Genomic DNA, 20889 nt, shown 5'->3' on the forward strand with positions numbered 1-20889 from the left:
CGTCAATTAACGCAGTGTTTACTCTTCATTTTTTCCAGTTCGAGCCGATATAGCGGTTCGAGGGCGCGCAGCCCAGGCCGGCTCGCGCTCGACTTTGTCGAGTAAACACGACAATCACAATTTGAAAGGAACCACGAAGAATGAACAACAAACGTCCTACCCGGGGAATTCGAATCCCGCTCTGCGTGTCTCTCGGCTCGCTTACCCTGCTCGCTGCGTGTGGCGGGGGTGGCGGGGGTGGCGGTGGAGGCGGTGGAGGCGCCTCATCAGGGTCGACGACCGCGTCGACTTCCCAGTTGTCGGGCAAGGCGATTGACGGGTACCTCTCGGGTGCGACTGTCTGCCTCGACAACGGCCAAGGTGCGTGCGACACAAGCCAGCCTTCGACTACCACCGATGCAAACGGCAATTACACGCTCAAGGTGTCGGGCGACATGACTGGCAAGCAGCTCGACGTACTCGTCACCTCGAACACGACGGACGGTGGCAACAAGTTCACGAGCACCTTCACGATGTCGGCGGTCGTCTCCGGCACCACGCAGAACATCACGCCGCTCACGACGATGGTCGTCTCACAGATGAAGGCGGGGAAGTCGCAGGCGGATGCGACCACAGCCGTGCAGAACCTCGCTGGCAGCAGCGTCGATCCGAACGTCGATTATGTCGCCAATGGTGATACCGGCACAGCGGCAGTCGCCGCCAGCATGGTCAGCCACATGACGGCGCTCGCCGGTCAGGGGCCGATCTCGTGGTCGCAGGTGCAGGCGACGATGAATGCATACGGAGCGAAGGGCTCCGTCAACGGCGTGCAGCAATCGGACGTCGATGCGCAGCTCGCCAACCCGGCGTACAGCTCGCCGGTCGACGCGACGACGGCGCTCACTAGTCCGCTTTATACGGTCGACGGCGACCTTTCGCAGTTCATCGTTGGAAGCAGCATTTCGGCGGCGCTCTCGCCGGTTCGCGAGAACTTCACGCTTTCCGGTTCGACACTTTCGGTTACGCAAGAGGTTCAGAGCAACGGCGCCTGGTCGGCGGCTTCGCCGGTCGGCAGCTATGACGCGGGGTTCAGTGGTTCCTGGATATCCAATGACGCTGGCGTCGGCGCCTACCTGATGAAGCCCGATGGCAGTTGGACGAGCTGGCTGACGGCCGCGCAACTGCATCCGTCGTACAGCCTGTCCACGGTCGGTTCGAAGCTGGTCGGCACCGATCCGAACACGGGAGACGCGGTCACGGTCGCCTATCGGACGATCGATGTCAGCGGCCAGCCGCTCTCGAGCGCACTGCAGATCGACTACCGCAATCCCGTGCGCGGAGCCATGACGGGCACCTTTCCCTCCGGGACGACCGCCTACCTTGCCACAACGGCCTATACGAACGATCGGCTGTTGCTTGTCAATCAAGGGCTAGGCATGCCTTGGATCAACGGCGCGGACGTGAACTCGTCGACGATCGTCAATGGCTCGGTCCTGTACACCCTCGGCGACCCGAACACGACCTACACGACGGTGCAACAGGCCGTTGGAACGCAGACGGACATCGCCGGTGGGTGCCTGCTCCTCGGCATTCAGGCGGGCGGTGTCGCGCAAGTGGTCGAAAGCGGCAAGTCGGGATGCAACTACAACAATGAACCGCTCTCGTTCCCGGTCACGGGCAGCTGGTCGGTCTACTCGCGCAATGCCAACGTCATCACCATCAGCCTGCCGAAGTCCGTTGGTGCGCCGACCGTGCCGATCGATGACGACATCAAGAATGTGATCAACGCTGGCGGTTCGCTCGTCGTCAGTTTGATGAACGGCAAGCTGATGGGTGGCTTCATGCTGCCGGCCAACCAGCCGCAGACGGTTGCTCAGTTCCCGGCAGCGATGACCGACACCATCGCAACGTCGATGCGCGCCGCGGCTGCGAGCCTCGGCATCCAACAAAACCCTTAAAGGACGCGCGTCCTTCCTATTTCGCTCCCGGCGCCCTTCCCCCGGGAGCGATTTCCTCCTTACCAGACATCATGAAACTGCTCATCCGACTTTCAGCGACTACCCTCGCAATCGTGACTGCTGCGGCGCTTTCCGCCTGTTCGAGCGGCCCATCCGAGAGCGAAGCCAAGGCTGCCGTCCAGGCGTCCTTGGGGGGCTGCGAATACCTTTCGATCGACCACTTCGAGAAGGTCAACGGTACGCCCCAGGGCGACGACCACTATCTCGTTGACGTTAAATACTCAGTCTCGATGAAGCCAACGCCCGAAATCAAGGCATATGCCAGTGAGAAGTACGCACAGGAGGTCGACAACCTGAAGAAGCAACTCGCGCATGCGCATGAAGTCGAGAACACCTGGAAAGCTGATCAACAAGCTTGGATGCAGGCGAATCCCGGGCAGGATGCCGCCGCGTATGAAGTCGCTCATCAGGAAGGTTGGGCCGACTACCAGAAGGTCATGCCACTGCTTCTCAGCGGCGACCAGCTCGTGAACAATGCACCGCGAACAGCCAAGGCGGCTATGGAGCGCGCCATGCGGCAAAGCTGCCCCAACGTCAACGCGTCACTGCTCGACAATTTCTTCAACGGCAACGAGCAGGTCGAGCAGTACGCGGACGGAATCGAAGAAACCTTCAACGGCAAAATCGCAATGACAAAAACGGACAACGGTTGGCAAGCGGATCGCTGATTCGCGCTCCCATGAAGTCCATGCGGTACCCGCGTCGCCGGAATACGCCGACATGGTGAGACGCACCGTACGGTGCGTCTCTACCGCGCCGCACTTCTTTTTTTGTCGGATCGTGCTGGCAAAGGCTCGATGTACAGTGCAGCACCGGTTCCGGCATAGCCTTCGGATTCGCCGGAACTTCTTTTGCCGACCGGGCCGCCGGTCGGCGCCTTTTTTTCGGAACCCGCTTCAAGCCCGCGTTACGCGTCTGCGGCCGTCGCCTCATCAGCACCATTCAGCCGCGCAGGACGCTTCGCCTTCTTCGAGACTGTCTTCGCGTTATGAACGCCGAACGGTATCGTGCCATCACTTACATCTGCTTCCCCAGCGATTTTTGTCAGTATGATAAAGTGTGATTCAACGATTTAATCGGGAGCTAGCCATGTCCGCTGCTTTGGAACGCCTGACGATTACGATGCCGCCCGAGATGGCTATGAGTATTCGGCAGGCCGTCGAGGACGGCTCATACGCATCGACCAGCGAAGTGATCCGCGAAGCACTGCGCGAGTGGAATACCCGGCGTCAACTGATGCTCACGGAGCTGGCCGAACTCAAGGCTGAGATCGACCAAGGACTGGCCGACGTCGCTGCCGGCCGCGTGAAGAAGTTCGACCCGGAAAGCATCATTGCGCGCGGCAGGCAGCTATTGGCTGCGCGGTCCAGTTAGTCACCCCGGTGCATGCGGTACGTTTGATAACAAGACATCCAGCGAATGAACATCCAGCAACTAGAAAGAAAACTGTGGGAAGCGGCAGACCAGCTTCGCGCCAATTCCAAGCTCACGGCCAGCGAATACTCGATGCCGGTGTTGGGTCTGATCTTCCTGCGCCATGCCAGCAACCGTTTCGAGGCCTATCTCCCCGAAATCACGGCCAGTATCACCCCCCAGGCCCCTGCCAGCCGCCGTGAAGAACTGATCAAGCTCGGCTTCCAAGGCAAGGCCGCCATCTATCTGCCGGAAGAGTCGCGCTTCGAGCACATCGCCGCGCTGCCGAAAGGTGAGAACGTGGGCGCAGTAATTGATGCGGCAATGGACAAGATCGAGGCTGAGCATGCCGTGCTGGCTGGTGCGCTGCCGCGTGGCTACACCGCATTCGAGCCTGACCTGCTTGCCGGCCTGATCAAGATTTTTAACGATCAGGCTATCAGGAATGCAACTGGTGACGTTTTTGGCCGCATCTACGAATACTTCCTGAACAAATTTGCGATGACTGGCGCGCAGGAAGGTGGCGAATTCTTCACTCCGCCCTCGCTGGTGCGCATGATTGTCAATATCATCGAGCCGGATCACGGTCTGGTGCTCGATCCAGCATGCGGCTCGGCAGGCATGTTCGTTCAGTCCGGCCACTTCATCGAGGATGTCCGCCACCAGAATCCGCTGGATAGCGGCGTGGTGTTCCACGGTCAGGAGAAGAGTGACACCAACACCAAGCTGGCCCGCATGAACCTTGCTGTGCATGGTCTGGACGCCAGTAACATCCGGCAAGGCAACACCTTCTATGACCAGATCGAACATCTGGTGGGCGAGTGCGACTACGTCATGGCCAATCCGCCCTTCAATGTGGATGGAGTAGAGACCAAGAAGATCGCGGGCCAGGCTGAGCCCAACGGACGCCTGCCCTTTGGTCTGCCGGGGCTGAATGCCAAGACCGGTGCAATCAGCAACGCGAACAGTCTGTGGATTCAGTATTTCTATTCGTACCTGAACCCTACGGGCCGGGCCGGGTTCGTCATGGCATCCAGCGCCAGCGACGCAGGCAACAAAGATCGAGACATCCGCGAGCAACTGGTCAAGACCGGCCATGTCGACGTGATGGTGGCTATCGGCAATAAGTTCTTCTACACTCGTAGCCTGCCATGCACACTCTGGTTCTTCGACAAGGGCAAGCCACAGTCGAGGCAGGACACCGTGCTGATGCTTGATGCCCGCAGCGTGTATCACGTTGTATCGGCGCGCTCGCACGTGTTTACCGAGGAGCAGCTTGCCAATCTGAATGCGATTGTCTGGTTGTACCGTGGGCAGGGCGAGAAATTCACTGCACTGGTCGCCCAGTACCAGCAACAGGCTGCTGACTGGCTGGCTGAATTGCCGAAACGCATAACCGCCGATACCGCCGCAGTCGAAGCGCTCGCACAGAAGCTCGGCACGTTTGCGAACGGCGCGACGCTTGATGAATTGAACGATGGCGTGGACGGGGATGCGGTACTCACTCCGGACGTATTGAAAGCGTATCAGGCTGATGTTACCGCGGCGCAGACCGATTCCTCGGCGGCAGAAGCAATCGCCGCACTGCTGAAATCCGCCGCCGATGCGTGTCGGGCCATTTCTGGCGCGAGCACTTCCATGCTCGACAACTTAAAATCTGTGCAGGCCACGCTCGAAGAACTGGCTCCGCAGATCAGGGCAACGGGCAAGCTGCTGGAAGCTCGCCATAAGCTCTGGTTGAAGTTGCTGGATACAGCAGAGAAAAGTCTGCGCGCGCGGTCGAGCGATGCGTTTGATGCGAAGGCGGTCCGTGAAGCCCGCCGCGCACTGCTCACTGCTGACGCGAAGAAGGAGGAGGAACCCACCATTCGTGACCGCATGCTGCAAGCTGTGAAGCAGTCCAGCTATTTTATCGCGCAGGGGCATTGGCTACTGTCACGGTTCCCTGCTGGCCTGTTCGCTGCAGTACCGGGGCTGTGCAAGGCGGTGACTCGGGCAGAGATTGTTGCGAACGATTACTCGCTCACGCCCGGGCGGTATGTGGGGGTGGCTGCTTTATCGGAGGACGATGAGGAAGATTTCGCCGAGAAGATGCGGGCCATCCATGACGAGCTGGCCGAGTTGAACGAGAAGGCAGTGGAACTGGCCGCGAGCATCGGCCGCAATTTCGAGGAACTGTTAGCGTGAGCTGGCCGACTGTGCGCTTCGGAGATATTGTCGAATTCCGAAATGGGTTGAACTACTCGCGCGACAACTTTGGAATCGGGCTGAAGGTAATAAGCGTCGGAGATTTCGGCGATCGCCTGCACCCCGATCTCGCCTCTCTGAGTGAGATCAATCCAGAGGGTGTGGCCAAGGCAGACGACTATCTCGCCGACGGAGACTTGCTTTTTGTCAGGTCAAATGGCAATCGCGACCTGGTCGGCCGAGTAATGCTGATGCAGGGAATTGGTGAGCAAGCAGTTGGGTATTCGGGATTCTGTATCCGCGGGCGTTTCTTGAATGAGAGGGCAAGTAATCCGGCGTTTTTTGCTTATCAGTTGCGTGATCCCGCTACGAAGAAGCGCCTGACGGCTGGTGGCGTTGGAGCGAACATTGCAAACGTAAGCCAGAAGACCTTATCAAATCTTGAGGTCGTTAATCCCAGCAGGGAGGTCCAAGACGCTGTTGTTGCGATGATTGCGGTTTACGACGACCTCATCGCCGTCAATCAACATCGCATTGCCTTGTTGGAAGAGGCTGCTCACCGTTTGTACCGCGAGTGGTTCGTGCATCTGCGTTTTCGCGGTCATGAGGCTGTAAAGGTGGTCGATGGCGTGCCGGAGGGGTGGGGGCGCAAGCCGCTCGGCGATATTGCATCGCTGAACTACGGAAAGGCCCTAAAGGCAACCGATCGCAAAATTGGGAATGTCCCGGTGTACGGATCGAGCGGCATCGTGGGCTATCACGATCAGGCACTTATCGAGTCGGGTGCAATCGTGATTGGTCGCAAGGGCAACGTGGGTAGCCTGTTCTATTCCCACGTGCCAAGCTTTCCCATCGATACCGTTTTCTTCATCGAACCCCAAGCTGCATCGTTGTACTTGTACCTGGCGCTGCACCAGTTGAACTTCATCAGCAGTGACTCTGCAGTACCTGGCCTAAATCGAACCTATGCACATTCGCTTCTTATGCTTGCGCCAAGTACAAGTGTTGCATCGGCTTTCGACAAGCTAGTCGGGCCATTGTTCGAGCAATCCCACACGCTGAAAGGGCAAAACGTGGTGCTGACAAAAATCCGCGATGCGCTGCTTCCTAAACTGATGTCAGGCCAACTCGACGTATCCAGCATCCCGATGCCGGAACAGGAAGCGGCATAAGTTCGATCGACCTGCGGCGGAGAGCCGCGAGGAACCAAAAACGGGGAAATTTTGAGATGGCGAAGTCGGAGTACAGCGAAGACAAGATGATCCAGGAGGACACCGCTCGCATCCTCAACGAGGAGCTTGGATGGACTTCGATCAACGCCTACGACGAAGCTGAAGGCGATGCAGCTCTGCTGGGGCGCGCCTTGCGTTCCGAAGTGGTGCTAACCCGTGACGTGCTTGCCGCGCTCAAGCGCATTAACCCGGGTCTGCCGGACACCGCTTATACACAGGCGCTGGAACAGGTTCTGGCGCACGATCACAGCAAGACGCTAGTCGCCATCAATCGGGAAAAATACGATCTGTTGCGCAACGGCGTCTTGGTCCACTACAAGGACAAGACCGGCCGTATGGTATATAGCCGTCTGTCTTTGATCGACTTTACCGAAGGCCGCGCCGATAACAACGACTTCAAGGTCATCCGAGAGTTGTGGATTCGTGGTCCGATCTATACCCGTCGTCCGGATGTCATTGGCTACGTTAACGGCCTGCCGCTGGTGTTCATGGAACTAAAGCGACTGGATGTGGCTGCCACGGACGCCTACAAGAAAAACTATCGTGACTATCGCGGCTGGGATGCCACCGACAAGAAAGCTGCCGTGGACGGTACCATCGAGAGCCTGTTTCACTGGAATCAGCTTGTGGTGATTTCCAATGGCGAGGAAGCCAGATACGGGAGTATCACGTCCATGAGCGAGCACTTCTATCAATGGAAGCGTCTTGACGAAGACGATCCCGAACCAAAGAAAACCGAGATGCAGTTGCCGCGCTTGATGCACGGCATGATGCACAAGGAACGGCTGCTCGACCTCGTGGAGAATTTCATCCTGTTCGACACCAGCGAGGGTGCGACCAGCAAGGTCGTCGCGCGCAACCATCAATTCCTGGGCGTGAACCGTGTCATCGCGCGCCTGAACGCCGACGATGAAAGGGTACGGGCCGAACTGGCCGCTGGGCAACTGGGGGTGTTCTGGCACACGCAGGGGTCTGGCAAGTCGTATTCGATGGTGTTCCTGACCGAGAAGATCCATCGTAGGCTGTCGTCGGCCTACACCTTCGTGATCGTCACGGACCGTACCGAGCTGGACGACCAGATCGCCAGTACATATACGAACTGCGGACGGGCGAACGCCAAGACCGATCAGGCGAAGAATGGTGACGCGTTGCGCGCGATGCTGCGCGACGGCAATCGCGGGTATGTATTCAGCCTGATCCAGAAGTTCAATGAACGGGTGGAGGAAGCCTATTCGGAGCGCGATGACATCATCGTCATCAGCGACGAGGCGCACCGATCCCAGTACGGACGGTTGGCCCTTAACATGCGTAAGGGTCTGCGACGAGCCAAATTCCTTGGATTCACCGGCACGCCGTTGATCGCGGCAGCGGAGAAGCAGCTCACTCGCGAAGTGTTTGGGGACTATGTCTCGATCTACGATTTTCAGCGTGCCGTGGCTGATGGTGCGACTTTGCCACTGAAATACATTAATCGGGGCGAGAAGCTGCGAATCATTGACCCGAAAGTGAGCGAGCGCATCGCCGACTATATCGACGAAGCCAGGCAGAACGCCACGGCGGAAGACCCGTGGACTGATGAGAAGGAAGACAAGCTCTACCAGAAGCTCGCGGGCGAGTACGTCATCTTCACCGCGCCCACCCGGCTGGATCAGGTCGCGCAGGATTTCGTCGAGCACTATTCCGAGCGCCGCAATGCAGTGAAAGACGGCAACAGCAAGGCGTTGCTGGTCTGCATCGACAAGATCACCTGCGTGAAGATGCACGACCTGATCGCGGACAAGTGGCGTGCCAAGGCCGACAAGCTGGAAGCAGATATCGTGGCCGACGAAACCTTGTTTTTGCAGAAAGGCAAGCCGTTTCCGGCGCTGCTGGTGCAAAAGCGTGAGCGCCTGACGTGGATGCGTGAGTGCGAATTCTGCGTGGTGGTGTCGCCGGAACAAGGCGAGATTGAGGAGTTCAAGAAGTGGCGAAACCATCGTGGCGAGCCGCTGGATATTGCACCGCATCGTGCCAAGATCGTCAATCGCGATCTGGAACGTGAGTTCAAGAAGGCTGAAAATCCGTTTCGCGTAGCGATTGTCTGTGCCATGTGGCTGACCGGCTTCGACGTGAAATCCCTCGCCACGTTGTATCTGGATAAACCGATGCAGGGCCACACGCTGATGCAGGCCATTGCCCGTGTGAATCGTGTCGGCGGTGGGAAGGCCAACGGTTTGATCATCGACTACAACGGCATGATCAAAAGCCTGCGCAAGGCGCTGGCAACGTTCGCCCAAGGCGACCGTGGAGAAGGGGGCGGCGGCCGTGACAGTGAGCAGGCGTATTTGCAGGACGAAGCCGAAGCCTTGGCCGAGTACGCATTGAGCCTGCGTCTTGCGACCGAGTTCCTGTCCGATCTGGGCTTTGATCTGGACGAGGTGATTGAGGCCAAAGGCATGGATAAGGGCGCAAAGATCCTGGAAGCCGTCGATATGCTCGCATCGACGGACGAGCGCCGAAAGACCTTCGGCGTACATGTGCAGGATATTCAGGCCAAGTATCGTAGCCTGTTCCCGAATCCCGGCCTCCACAATTACGACGATCAGGAAGCTGCACTCAACGCCATCTACAACAAATTACAAGCGGCCCGCGCCACACCGGACGTGACGGCGCTGTTGCAGGACTTATACGACGTGGTGGATACGGCTGTAACGACCGAGCCCTCACCGACTAGGACCACGAAGGAATACGAGCTTTCCAAGATTGACTTCAATCGCCTGCGCGCCGAGTTCCATCAGATCAAGCAGAAAAACATCGTCGCCATGAACCTGATGGAGAAGATCGAAGCGCGGCTGAAAGATATGGTCGAGCAGAATCCGACGCGGATCAAGCTGTACGAGCGCTATCAGGAAATCATTGCCGGATACAACAGGGACAAGGATGCGGTCGAAATCCAGAAGGTGATGGACGATCTGTTTGCCATCTACGATACCCTCGATGAAGAAGCTGTGCGGTTCCAGCGTGAAGGGTTGGACAACGAGCAGCAGTTGGCCGTGTTCGATCTGTTGCAGAAGGACACCCTGACGCCGAAGGAACGCGAGGCGATCAAGAAGGTGGCAACCGAGTTGCTGGCCAAGCTGGAGAAGGGACACCTGTTGATGGACCACCTGCGCGACTTGGCGGCGAAGCAAGCCCAGTTGAAACTGGAGATCGAAAACCACCTGTGGGCCAGCGAGCTGACTGGCCTGGGCTATACCCCGACCGACATCGTAAGCAAGTCGCAGGCAGTGTTTTCGCACCTGTTTGCTACGGCAGGCGATGTATCGAGGGTGCTGCATTGATGGCGAAAGGCTGGGTCCCCTACGAGCGTGGCAGGTCCTCGCTCTGAATGAAACTAGCAAGGTCACCGAAAAGGGAGAAACGCGTTGAAGCTGCTCCACACCGCCGACTGGCAAATCGGTAAGCGCTACGGCCAATTCGATCCTGAAGAGGCGGCCTTGTTGGCCGAGGCGCGATTTGACGTGGTCTCGCGCATCGCGGAACTTGCCTGTTCCCAGGGCGTCGATCTGGTTCTCGTGGCTGGCGACGTGTTCGACGCACAGGGCGTATCCGATCGCACGGTGCTGCGCCTGTTTCAGGTCATGGCGGGTTTCGCGGGGCCATGGGTCATGATCCCGGGCAACCACGATGCAGGTCTCGTCGAGTCGGTTTGGACGCGTGCGGCGCGGCTCAGGGCAATCCCGGAAAACGTTCACGTCTGCTTGCGTCCCGAACCCCTGATCCTGAATGATCCGAGCGTTGTGATTCTGCCGGCCCCGCTGACACAACGCCACACATACGAGGACGTTACACGCTGGTTCGATTCTGTGGCGACGTCCGAAGGCGTGCCGCGCATAGGGTTGGCCCACGGCAGTGTGCAGGGCATTCTCGCAGAGGACATCGACGCGACCAACCCGATCGCAGCGGATCGCGCTGGTGTAGCGCAGCTCGACTATCTGGCTCTCGGCGACTGGCATGGCACCAAACAGATCGATGCTAGGACTTGGTACAGTGGCACGCCAGAAACTGATCGCTTCCGCAACAACGAGTCGGGTCAAGTTCTGGTGGTTGACATCGCCGCACCCGGTACGGCGCCAACCGTTACGCAGATCCCGACTGGCCGATATCGTTGGCGGGACATCGAGCGCGAATTGCAGGTTGCCAGCGACGTCTCCTCGTTCGTACATGAACTCGAAGCGTTTGACACTGACGACGTCGTGCAGCTCAAGGTGCGCGGGCACGTCGATCTGGAAAGCCACCTCGCGGTGAGTCGCGCAATTGGCCACACTCAGGCGCGGACTCGCAGTTTAGTCGTCGACTTATCTGAGCTGCATTTACTGCCGACCGACGACGATCTACGTGCCCTTCGTGCCGACGGCTATCTCGGCGAAGTCATCGCGGATCTCCGTGCACAAGAGGATGGGGACAACGCCGAGGTCGCGCGCGACGCGTTGGCCTTGCTCGCCGGCATCCTCGACGAGACACGCGCGCCGAGCGCGAATGGGGACCAATGATGAAGCTCTCGCGCCTGCGTATTGAACAATTGCGCAAGTTTCGCCAGCCTGCGGAGATTGCAGACCTTGCCGATGGTATCAACCTTTTCGTCGGCCCGAACGAGGCAGGTAAGAGCACCATTGCAGCGGCGATTCGCGCGGCGTTTTTTGAGCGGCATCGCTCAAGCAGTGTCGAGCACCTGCGCCCGTGGGGCGATGGTGCGGCGTCGCCGTCGATCGAGATCGAGTTCGCCGTGGGCGGTCGTCCCGCACGTTTGCGCAAGAGCTTCCTGCAGCGCAAGCGCTGCGAGCTGGAAATCGATGGACAGCGTCTAGAGGGCGCACAAGCAGAAGACCACCTTTCCGACCTTCTGGGTTTCGGGTTTGCAGGCCGCGGCTCGAGCGGCCCGGAACATTGGGGCATCCCTGGGCTTCTTTGGATCGAGCAGGGCGCGGCCCAAGAGATCGATGCACCAGTCGCGCATGCAGCCGAACATTTGCAGCGTGCTCTCGGAGCCTCGCTGGGTGAGGTTGCAAGTAGCTCGGGCGACGCGGTGCTGGATCGTGTGGAGAGCGCGCGAAACGAACTGCTTACTCCGGCCACTGGCCAGCCCCGCGGTGATTACGCCGAGGCGCGGAAAAAAGAGTCGAGCTTGGCGGCGGAGTTGGAAACCTTAGAGGGCCAGGTAGCAACCTACCGGAGCAAGGTCGATCAACTGGCGACGTTGCGGCAGGAGCACGCGAAGGAAAGTGCCGAGCAGCCATGGCAGGCATTGCGCGCGGACGAATGCGCGGCACAGGCCAAACTAGATGAAGTGGGCACCGTCGAAAAATCGCTGCTGGCGGTTCGAGAGAAAGTCGAGCAAACCGCCCAACGGCAAGTGCTGCTGATCGCGAATCTCGAGACGTTCGATCAGCAGGAGCGCGATTTGACCGCGCGCGAGGCGGACCGCGACGAGGCGCAAGCGAGAGTGACGGCAGCGGAAGCGACGCATGCATCGTCTAAAGCCCGCAACGAGCAGGCGCAGTCGAGTTTTGACGTCGCGCGGAAGGTGTTGGGTCTCGCTCGCCAAGAGGAAAATCGGCGTAGCCAAGTGGCTCGCGCCGATGAACTTCGCGCGCAAATTGTGACTGCGGAGACGAAGCTGGCCGAGGCCGACATCGAGCAGGAGGCCTTGCTGGCCGCACGTCGGGCCGCTGCGGCGACCGAACTACGCGATGACGACCTGAAAACGCTGCACAAACAGGCGGTGCAACTCCGCGAGCTGGAAATCCGGCAGGCGACTGCGGCGACCCGGCTGCGATACGGCCTTGAGCCTGGGCGCGAATTGCGTATCGGGAGCGCCGTATGGACTGGTGATGGTGAAGCATTAATCACGGAGCCGACAAGTCTCGTTCTGCCCGGCATCGGGAGTCTCGAAATTGTCCCTGGCGGCTCGGATCTTGCCGAGGTCGCACGCGAGCTTCGCTCTGTAGCCGAGCGTCAGGCCGCGCTGCTCGAACGCCTGGGGTTATCTTCGCTCGAAGAGGCAGAGACGCGCCGCGAGATGCATCGCGCACACGAAGCCGAGGCCAAGATGCGCGAGGCGACACTCAAAATCCTCGCGCCGGCCGGCATCGACGCCCTCCGCAGTGAGCTAGCAACACTCAGCGCGCGGCTGGAAGAGTGCGAGAAGCGCCTGGCTCAATTGCCGGCACGACCGGACGATGCGGATCGTTTGCCGTCCGTGGATCAAGCGGACGTCGCCGAAGAAAATGCCCGACGCGACCTCGAACGGCGTAGCGAAGAACTGAATCAAGCGCATATCGCTGCAGCGAACGCGCGGAGTGCATTCGAGGCAGCGCAGCGAGAAGTCCAGGCCGCTCAAGCGAAACTCGATGCACCGGATCGCGCAGAGAGGCTGCGAAAAGCGCAGGCGGATCTCATTGAGGCCAAAGCCGAAAGCGCACGCTATGCCGATGAGATCGAGACGCTGGAAGCCAAGATCAGCGCTGCGCGTCCCGACGTGCTAGTACAGGATATCAGGCGCTGGCGCGCAAGTGCCGAGGCGCTTGCTCGAGCCTACGACGATCGCCGAGTACGCATCGAGCGGCTGGAGGCTGAACTGCAAGCACTCGGTGCGCAAGGCCTTGAGGAGAAACGCGCCGACGTCGCGCGCAATCTCGAACAGACGCGTAGGCGCGTCGCGGAAATGCAGCGTCGCGCAAATGCCCTCGATTATTTGCTCGAGCTACTCCGGCGCAAGCGAGCCGCAGTGACCCAGCGCTTGCATGCGCCGCTGCAACGGCATCTGAACCACTACGTACAGTTACTGTTCCCTCAAGCAACGCTCGAGCTTGGTGAGGATTTTGTGCCGCGTCTGTTGAACCGACCAGGGGCTGAGGTGGGCGACTTCCATGACATGAGCTTCGGCGCACGCGAGCAGATGGGCGTGATCAGTCGGCTTGCCTACGCTGACCTTTTGAAGGAGGCCGGTCGCCCAACGCTGATAATGCTTGATGATGCGCTGGTGCATAGCGACGACGGACGCCTCGGACAGATGAAACGCGTCCTGTTCGACGCTGCCACTCGACACCAGATCTTGCTGTTCTCCTGTCACCCGGAGAAGTGGCGTGATTTGGGTGTTGCAGCCCGGGCGGTTGAAGAACTGCTAGGCGGTTAATTCGTGCGTTGTCAGGACGGGAAAAAGGGACGAAATCAAAAACCGACCGCTCGCCGGGGCTAAGCGGCCCCGGCTCCGGTTGTCAGCGATGCGGTGCGTTAAGGGTTAGGCACGTTCTCGTAACCCATGCCGCTCGTCGATATGGCTGGCGGAAGGCCCATTGCCGTTCGAAGGCGATGCAAGTGCTTGGCGACGACCGCTTTACTGTCCGTCACCTTTGCGCACTTGTGCAGTTCTTGCCAATAGACATTCAGCGTCTCCTCTGGCACGTCGAAGCGCTTCAGCCAGGCTTCGGTCGCCACCGTGGTGTTCAGTAGCGGAGCGGTACTGTCGAGCGTCCCGCGCTGGAGAATGTCCATGTCCTTGGCGATGATCGGGCGCAGCGCTGCGTTGAGCAGGACGTACGCGGGCGGCGGCAGCGGCGACTTGCCGGGTCCGTCCGAAATGCCGGATTGGGGCGCGGCACCTGCTTGGATGATCAAACCATCAGTGCCCAACGGTTGACGAACGAACCAGTCGGGAGGCAACGTCCAGGAGGTCGGTCCTCCGGCCGCGCGCACGAGGTCCGCATTCAGGGCAACAATCCAATCCACGGTTTTGATCTTGCCGGCCAATCTCACCGTGCTATAACCCATCGGATCGCCAACGTCGATTCCGGGGCCGTACCGACGAGCGAAGAAATACTCCGTCGCCTCGTTTGCTTCTTGCTCCATCGGCGGCAGGTTCACCGCAAAGCCGGCGTGCCCGTAAATCGTCGGGAGGGCTTCGCAGAACGCAGCAAACAACCCCTGGAATACCCCCGGCCGGTGTTCGAGGAAAGCACGGGGGAAGGTAAAGTCAAGCACGTCCAGATTGCCGGAGAGAGTAGCTTTCCAATCGGCTACCGTGAACACGCCGAAATCGTAGAAACCCGTCGCAAGCTTGTGGTCGGCGCTCGTCATTTGCACGACCAACGCCTCGTCTGCAGGCACTGTCGTCGCCAGGGTGTCCAGTCCTGGAGCCTTCTCGATCGGCATCGGTTGCTCGCCTTCCGAGTAGAACCAGCGCAGCGGGCCATCCTTCTGCGGCTTTTCCTGGAGCGCTCGGGCCAGCGCTTGGGTGTATTCGGTGATCGTCGCGTTGTACTGCTCGAAGCACTTCACGAGTGTAGCGCGCACGGCAGGCGTGTGACCGTTGCGAAAGTAGACAACGCCGCGCACCACTAGCGCCGCGCCGGTTATTCCCTTGCGATAGGCCGGCTCGTAGAAGCCGAACGGCAGTGTGTCTGCGCGATTCGGATCGGCGACCCAGGCTTTCATCTGCTCTTCATTCATGTCTCATCGTTCCATCACGCCGTCAAGGCAATATGCCAGGAGGGAGCCTTCCCGGGGGCGGCAGCGGAAGACCGCCGCCACCTGGGAGGGAGGTGCCGCCGTTTCCGCCGTTTCCGCCGCTTTGGCCGGCAAGGTCGTCCAGGTCGGACGTCGATGACTTCGACTGACGCTGGGTTGATTCTTGACCGTTCTGGTCGTCGTCACCGCATCCGCACTCCGCAGGACCAAGTCTCACGAACTTCGATTGTGAGCCCGCTATTTCGATGTAGTCCTGTCGCTGATCGCGAGAGAAATCGTCCGGTGGGAACTTGTATTCAACCACCATTTTAATGTTTGCCTGGACAGGCGGCTGCGTGGGGTCGTTGACGACCACAACATCCGGCCGGCGAAGATTGCCTTGGCCCGCTTTGTACTTCTTGCGGCCGCCGGGCCAGTAGTCGTTGATCCACTGGCGGATGTCAGAATGCGGGCGTAGCGGGTCATCCGGGTCCGTCACCGGCTCCGGAGGTACCGCTTTCATGTTGTAGGTCTGTTCAGGTTTGTACTCGGTCGGCGCGCCGGTTTCCATCTGCGAAATCTCGTTCGCGAAGTCCAACCGCTGCTGAACGCATCGTTGGCGCTGGATTCGGCCGTTACGAGTCGCAACGCCGATCTTTTTGCACTTGCAAAGCACTTGGCAAAGAACCATGCGATCTTTTTTCGACAAACGACCGCTGATGCCTACGGGGGTCGTTTGACCTTCGGGCGAGACCCCACCGGTCATGGAGCCCGGACCGTAGTCGCTCATGCTCCCTCGCTCCCGGGATGGCTGAACATTAGCGACGAAGCGTCATGCCCCTCAAGCCAATCTGTGAACCCGTTCCCGTCCGTTTTGCCTTGGATCACGCGACCGTTCGACGACCTGACCGTGTACGGGTGTCCCGCGACGGGCTTGCGCGTGATGTCATCGAGCACCTGAAAGCGCCCGCGATAAGGTGTTTGCGGGTTCGTCTCGGATAGGACGCTTTTCCCGCCGCCTATCGAACCACCGCTAGTTGGTTCGGCCGTTGTATTGTTTTGCGAGGCGATAAGCGTTGCCCCGCACGCGGTCGTATCGCCTTCCGAGGCGACGGGCCGGCCGTCGAACGTCACGCCGAGATTCTTGACCCCGACGATCGGATAGACCCCGCCACACTTGGGACACGACACCTTGTCACCCAAGAGCGCGAGGGGGACGCCGTCCGACTTGTTCTCCGGCGAGCACGCAAGCACGCGACCGCCGTGCGAGGTCGTGTCGCCCTCGCGAATGAACGCAAAACCCATATTGCATGCCCTCTCTGTTTTTGTCGGAGGAATGTAGCACAGTGGGTTTTCCCGGGGCCGAGCGACCCCGAACGGCCTGTGTGGGGTGCGGCAGTCATGGCCCCGCAAATCCGCGAGGAACCGAAATTTATGTGGCAGGTGGAGGTGAGGGTGGAGTTTGAATGTCGCGCCGCTGTGCTGTGTGGCCCCGCATTGCTGCCGACCTCGCTGATCCCGTCGAATTGCGGGCAGGCTTGTAGTTTGCGGTTTTCAGGAAGTCAGGATGGATGTCGATGCGCGTAAGCACGACTTGAAAGCCGAGCCCGTTCAACCCGATGATTGCGTTCTTGAGGGTAATTTTTGAAAAGAACGGCAGGTCCTTCGGAAGCTCCTTTGTAGTCGCGATAGCATAGACGATCCGATAGTTCTCGGCCTTCGGGCGCGTGAGAGGGTCGCCGAGCCTGATACTGGTGGGGAGCTTTTCATTTAGCTTGACCCGAAACTCTTCATGGCGCATGAACGTCTCCGCCGAAACGCTCCCCTGGGCGAAGAGGTGGCTGAGCGTCGCTGAGCTTCGGTACAACTTCACGTGGATCAGGTCGCGACCATCGCGCACAAGATCGCAAAATTCGATCTTGTCGTAGGCGTTGCCGAACGAGATGTTTTTTTTGTCCAGCAGGTCATATCCAGCATTCTCTTTTGCGACGCTCTCGTTGTATAAGCCCTCGTTGGCATGTTGGTAAACAGGCATCTTCGCTAGCTCGGCGTCGAGCCGCTTGAAGTAGGTGTCGATTTCGTCGACGAACTTCCTGCTGACTTCGAACCATAGGCCATTGCGTAGAATGAACGTCTCCTTACCCATCGGAAGCTCCGCATATAGGCACCGGTAGGCGGTCCAGCTCTTGATCGACTGGTAATTCGCATCGTTTACGTGCACCGAGATGGACCGCAGGAGCGCCGCGCTCGGCTTTTCTCCATGCCCGGCGATGTACTCGAGTAACTGGTCGATTTGCAGTGTACGGTGGCGCGCTGTCCTCGATCGCTGGTCGAACGAGTAGCCAGTCTGCGTTTCCCAGTCCACGATCTCCGGCTCTCCTAGCCAAAGGTTTTCAGGCCGGGGATCTGATCGCAAGGCGTCGGTGAGCGCGTCGTCAAGACATTCGATCATCGTCGAATCGCGGACTCGATGGACATTGTCAATCCAGGCGAATCGCTCGGGCAGAGGCTTGTTCCGGCGGGCGAGCGCCTCGGCCAGAATCTTCGGGAGGTCGTCGAGAGTCGCTGGTGGGTTGATTGTCAACGCGTCGCGGCCGCTGATGTGTTCGCCAAAGAGTGCGACCTCTGATGTTCCGGTGACTGCGTGGACCATGTCGAGCTCTGGATCGATGTTCAAATCGAATATGTCGGCGTCTCGCGCGCTCTGGCTCCGTATATGCAGCGGATTGACTTCGTGGCTCGCTTTGTCGAGGCTGCGCAGCTTTAGTGGATCGATCGAATTGAGCGTTACGCGCAAGCCGAAGTCGCGCTCGACCAGATCCAGATTTATGAGGTGGTGTCCCATCCCGAACGACAGCGCGAAAAGCGCGCCGGCATGCTGGACTAGCAGGACAGCCCCCTCGGACCGGGTACCTTCGAAAAGGTCGGGCGGCACGTCTTGGTTGAGAACGAGAAATGGAGCCCAATCGGGCAATTTCGGGCGCGAACTTTTCTTGGCGTAAAGGCGAGCAACTCCTTCGCTGATTTTCAGATCGTACGGCGACTTCGCTCGATCGGTTTTGACGATCTGCTCATCTGTCAGCTTCGCATCCTTGACGAGATATATCGTAAGGTGTTCCCGCCTAGCTTGATGCTCTCTCATCATCGCCCCCGCAAGCATTTTCTTTTTCTCAGCATCACGCCGAGTGGGCGCGATACGGAGTTTCGAAACAGTGCTCCGAATGAGGGGGAATCGTCAACAAGTTGCGCGCATTGTGCGCCAATACGTTCCGCGATATGCCGCCGCCATGCCGTTACGCTGCGGGTTGCAGACCTATGCGAGTTCGTCCGTCCAGCGCCGTCCGGTACGCTAGAATGATGTCCAGTCGCCAGATGTTGACGTCAGCTACGCACGTTTCCGTTAGAGAGCGTTGAAGTCAGACGGGCAACCGAACCAAAGTGTTCCCAAGAATTGGGGGCACATTTGGGGGCACGTAGAAATCGGCGAATTACCGGAAGCATTGTGTGGCGAGGTTGTGCTGGAAGAATTCAATTCCTGCAGCCGCACCAATAAAATCAAGGGGTTACGTGAGGTTCGCGTAACCCCTTGGCGTTTCCAAAACGCCCCTCACGTTTCCAAAACTCATCAGCGCGACGGTTTAACAGGGCGTGTGCCCCGCACGTAGCGCGCCGTCATGCCGGGGCCGCTATGCCCCGCCAAGCGCTGTCCAGCCTCCAATCCTTCGTCAATCGTTTTGTGCGTCACGCCGCGCGCGCAAGTCGCGGAACTGGAATTTCGCCTTCTCGATGCCAGCCTTTTCGCGCGCTTTGTCGAACCGCGATCGTAGCTGGCCCTTCGTGAGAGGATAGCCTTCCTCGTCACGCAGCAGATGCGGGGAGACATCAACCTTTGTGCCGCGCCAAGCGAGCAAACGCTCGATCAGTTTTGCCAGCTCGCCCGTAATCTGAATGGTGACGAAAGCTCTGGTCTTGCGCGTGCGGAAGATGAGGTTGCCCTTCACGATGTTCGATCGTTGCACGCCGAGGATGTCCGCAGGGCGTTGCGCGCACAGGTCAGCCAAATCCATCGCATTGCGGAGGGGCTCATCGGCGACAGCGTAGACGGACGCATACAGCTCGTCATCGATGAGGATGTCCTGTCGGCCAGTCTCTTTCTTGCCGCGCACGCCCGCGCAAGGGTTCGCGATCGTCATCATGTCCCACAGCCGGCCGCAGTTCAGGACGAGCGATAGCACGGCCTTCGTGCGGTTCGCCGTCACGACGCCACGCTTCTCGGCCGTGGCCCGCCAGATGGACGCTACGTCAGCGGGCGTGAGCGTGTCGAGCTCGCGATCACCGATGACGGCCGCGAGCCGTGACAGGAACAGGTCGTACACACGAGCGGTATTGTCGCGGCGTTCTGCTTGAACGTCGTCTGGTAGGCCGTAATGACGCGACGCGCGTCGCTGGCCGGGCCGCTCGGGAACGTCAGGTTGTGATACGGGCACTGCTTGTCGGCTTCGGTGAAGTAGCAGTCCGGCCCCTCGTTGACGATCAGGCGGCCGTCGCGCCACGCGAGCCCGACGAAATTTGCAACCTGGTGCGCGCCGAGGTCGGCGCCGCGCTCGAGGATGTTCACCATGCGCTTGAACGGCGCAGGCGTCCAGATGGGGCCGAACTTGCCCCACTGGTCGACGTTGTGGAGCTGGTCGTCGAGCATCACGCGGCGAATGCCCGCTCGAATTCGGACATGGGTGCGTTACTCATAGATTGCCTATGCCGCGCTCTCACGAACAGACGGTACATGTCGAGCGCTTACTAATCGTCGACGGTTTTCGCCAGTGGGAGACGCTGGAACAGCCAGGTCAGGTTTCGGAACTTTGGGAGAGTGGCTGATCCATCAGGCGAGTTCTTGCGGGCGCGAGCAACCGCGCCGATTCCTCTTGGCTAGTATCTTCGGGATCTGTCCGATATTGAATCGTCGACTCGCTGTTATCGGCAAAATATGACTTGCACGCCAAACGTCAATGGTTCTGAAGGCTGTCCGTTTCTCATGTAGGCATCCGTATTGAATTCACGATACGTCTTGCCGTTCACGGTCACCTCGCGGCGCGTCGAGCGCTCGGTCGTTGCGGGTGCGCTTGCATTCCATTGGCGGACGGTTTCGGACGCCGATACGTGTGAAGACTCCGCAATGCGCTTTGTCGTCATGTCGGCGTCGGGCCAGGGTTTGGCCTGCATCTTGGCGGTGCGATGCTGGGCCGATCGCACGGAATCGGGTGCGCTCCATGAACGGGCTTCGAAGGCCGGCATGGAATCGAAGTGCTCAGATTGCCACGCGGGTGCGTGACCTTCCCGTGGATCGATGTAGATAACGCGCGGATCGCCCATCATAACCATCGGAACACATCCCGCATTTTCAGCGCGCGGCGGCATAGCGAACGTCTGCTGAATGCTGAAAGCACTCGCCGCACTTTGTTCGACGGACAATACCTGGTTTGACGAGTTGACCTGAGCGATCGCCTGTCCGCTACAGATTGCCAATATCAGCAATGCGCTCCTCATGGTTGTCTCCATGCGACTTGATCGGCAAAAAG

Annotated in this window: 14 protein-coding genes and 1 pseudogene; 8 read left to right on the forward strand and 7 right to left on the reverse strand. The window is 59.3% G+C overall.

The window, feature by feature from the left end:
* Window positions 1–140: 140 nt before the first annotated feature.
* The 8 genes from WT60_RS02615 (at window position 141) to WT60_RS02650 (ending at window position 14003) form a co-directional block, all read left to right on the forward strand.
* Window positions 141–1937, forward strand: coding sequence for a hypothetical protein (locus WT60_RS02615; RefSeq protein ID WP_060355940.1), 1797 nt, complete (start codon window positions 141–143; stop codon window positions 1935–1937).
* Window positions 1938–2008: 71 nt separating this feature from the next.
* A complete protein-coding gene (locus WT60_RS02620) occupies window positions 2009–2665 on the forward strand; it encodes a hypothetical protein (RefSeq protein WP_060355941.1) in 657 nt (218 codons plus the stop codon).
* A gap of 421 nt (window positions 2666–3086) precedes the next feature.
* Window positions 3087–3371 carry a ribbon-helix-helix protein, CopG family gene (locus WT60_RS02625; protein ID WP_038714378.1) on the forward strand — a complete coding sequence of 95 codons (285 nt, stop codon included), beginning with the start codon at window positions 3087–3089 and terminating at the stop codon, window positions 3369–3371.
* A gap of 45 nt (window positions 3372–3416) precedes the next feature.
* Window positions 3417–5597, forward strand: coding sequence for an N-6 DNA methylase (locus WT60_RS02630; protein ID WP_060355942.1), 2181 nt, complete (start codon window positions 3417–3419; stop codon window positions 5595–5597).
* Complete coding sequence (locus WT60_RS02635) at window positions 5594–6769, forward strand: restriction endonuclease subunit S (RefSeq protein ID WP_082759384.1); 1176 nt, start codon at window positions 5594–5596, stop codon at window positions 6767–6769. Before WT60_RS02630 ends, WT60_RS02635 begins: the two co-directional genes overlap by 4 nt.
* 56 nt (window positions 6770–6825) lie before the next feature.
* Window positions 6826–10149, forward strand: coding sequence for a type I restriction endonuclease subunit R (locus WT60_RS02640; protein WP_060355943.1), 3324 nt, complete (start codon window positions 6826–6828; stop codon window positions 10147–10149).
* Window positions 10150–10233: 84 nt separating this feature from the next.
* Entirely contained in the window at window positions 10234–11361 is a 1128-nt protein-coding gene (locus WT60_RS02645) for a DNA repair exonuclease (protein ID WP_060355944.1), read from the forward strand.
* Window positions 11358–14003: an AAA family ATPase gene (locus WT60_RS02650; protein WP_222430146.1), complete on the forward strand. Its 2646-nt coding sequence runs from the start codon at window positions 11358–11360 to the stop codon at window positions 14001–14003. The genes WT60_RS02645 and WT60_RS02650 overlap by 4 nt, the downstream gene beginning before the upstream one ends.
* A 98-nt stretch (window positions 14004–14101) precedes the next feature.
* On the opposite strand, the gene WT60_RS02655 is transcribed toward WT60_RS02650, so the two are convergent.
* From WT60_RS02655 to WT60_RS33360, 7 genes and pseudogenes are all read right to left on the reverse strand, one after another.
* Window positions 14102–15316 (reverse strand): DUF3396 domain-containing protein, encoded by a 1215-nt coding sequence (locus WT60_RS02655; protein WP_060355945.1) that lies wholly within the window; start codon window positions 15314–15316, stop codon window positions 14102–14104.
* A 22-nt stretch (window positions 15317–15338) separates the two neighbouring features.
* Window positions 15339–16103, reverse strand: a complete 765-nt coding sequence (locus tag WT60_RS02660; RefSeq protein ID WP_082759385.1) for a VRR-NUC domain-containing protein — start codon at window positions 16101–16103, stop codon at window positions 15339–15341.
* Window positions 16100–16618 (reverse strand): PAAR domain-containing protein, encoded by a 519-nt coding sequence (locus WT60_RS02665; protein WP_060355946.1) that lies wholly within the window; start codon window positions 16616–16618, stop codon window positions 16100–16102. The genes WT60_RS02660 and WT60_RS02665 overlap by 4 nt, the downstream gene beginning before the upstream one ends.
* Window positions 16619–16745: 127 nt before the next feature.
* Complete coding sequence (locus WT60_RS02670) at window positions 16746–18458, reverse strand: TIGR04141 family sporadically distributed protein (RefSeq protein ID WP_186448556.1); 1713 nt, start codon at window positions 18456–18458, stop codon at window positions 16746–16748.
* 580 nt (window positions 18459–19038) lie between these two features.
* On the reverse strand, window positions 19039–19689 hold the full coding sequence (locus WT60_RS35020; RefSeq protein WP_236860853.1) for a tyrosine-type recombinase/integrase: 651 nt from the start codon (window positions 19687–19689) through the stop codon (window positions 19039–19041).
* Window positions 19689–20024: pseudogene (locus WT60_RS02680) on the reverse strand (hypothetical protein); the annotation flags it as partial. The pseudogene WT60_RS02680 and the gene WT60_RS35020, both read right to left, overlap by 1 nt.
* A 260-nt stretch (window positions 20025–20284) precedes the next feature.
* Complete coding sequence (locus WT60_RS33360) at window positions 20285–20857, reverse strand: hypothetical protein (protein WP_145986714.1); 573 nt, start codon at window positions 20855–20857, stop codon at window positions 20285–20287.
* Between the last annotated feature and the right edge of the window lie 32 nt (window positions 20858–20889).

The organism is Burkholderia sp. MSMB617WGS (genome assembly GCF_001532025.2).
Lineage (GTDB): Bacteria > Pseudomonadota > Gammaproteobacteria > Burkholderiales > Burkholderiaceae > Burkholderia > Burkholderia savannae.

Excerpts from the sequence above, each read along its gene's own strand:
- WT60_RS02615 (WP_060355940.1), top strand. The coding sequence starts at position 141 with ATGAACAACAAACGTCCTACCCGGGGAATTCGAATCCCGCTCTGCGTG.
- WT60_RS02620 (WP_060355941.1), top strand. The coding sequence starts at position 2,009 with ATGAAACTGCTCATCCGACTTTCAGCGACTACCCTCGCAATCGTGACT.
- WT60_RS02625 (WP_038714378.1), top strand. The coding sequence starts at position 3,087 with ATGTCCGCTGCTTTGGAACGCCTGACGATTACGATGCCGCCCGAGATG.
- WT60_RS02630 (WP_060355942.1), top strand. The coding sequence starts at position 3,417 with ATGAACATCCAGCAACTAGAAAGAAAACTGTGGGAAGCGGCAGACCAG.
- WT60_RS02640 (WP_060355943.1), top strand. The coding sequence starts at position 6,826 with ATGGCGAAGTCGGAGTACAGCGAAGACAAGATGATCCAGGAGGACACC.
- WT60_RS02650 (WP_222430146.1), top strand. The coding sequence starts at position 11,358 with ATGATGAAGCTCTCGCGCCTGCGTATTGAACAATTGCGCAAGTTTCGC.
- WT60_RS02655 (WP_060355945.1), bottom strand. The coding sequence starts at position 15,316 with ATGAATGAAGAGCAGATGAAAGCCTGGGTCGCCGATCCGAATCGCGCA.
- WT60_RS02660 (WP_082759385.1), bottom strand. The coding sequence starts at position 16,103 with ATGAGCGACTACGGTCCGGGCTCCATGACCGGTGGGGTCTCGCCCGAA.
- WT60_RS02665 (WP_060355946.1), bottom strand. The coding sequence starts at position 16,618 with ATGGGTTTTGCGTTCATTCGCGAGGGCGACACGACCTCGCACGGCGGT.
- WT60_RS02670 (WP_186448556.1), bottom strand. The coding sequence starts at position 18,458 with ATGATGAGAGAGCATCAAGCTAGGCGGGAACACCTTACGATATATCTC.
- WT60_RS33360 (WP_145986714.1), bottom strand. The coding sequence starts at position 20,857 with ATGAGGAGCGCATTGCTGATATTGGCAATCTGTAGCGGACAGGCGATC.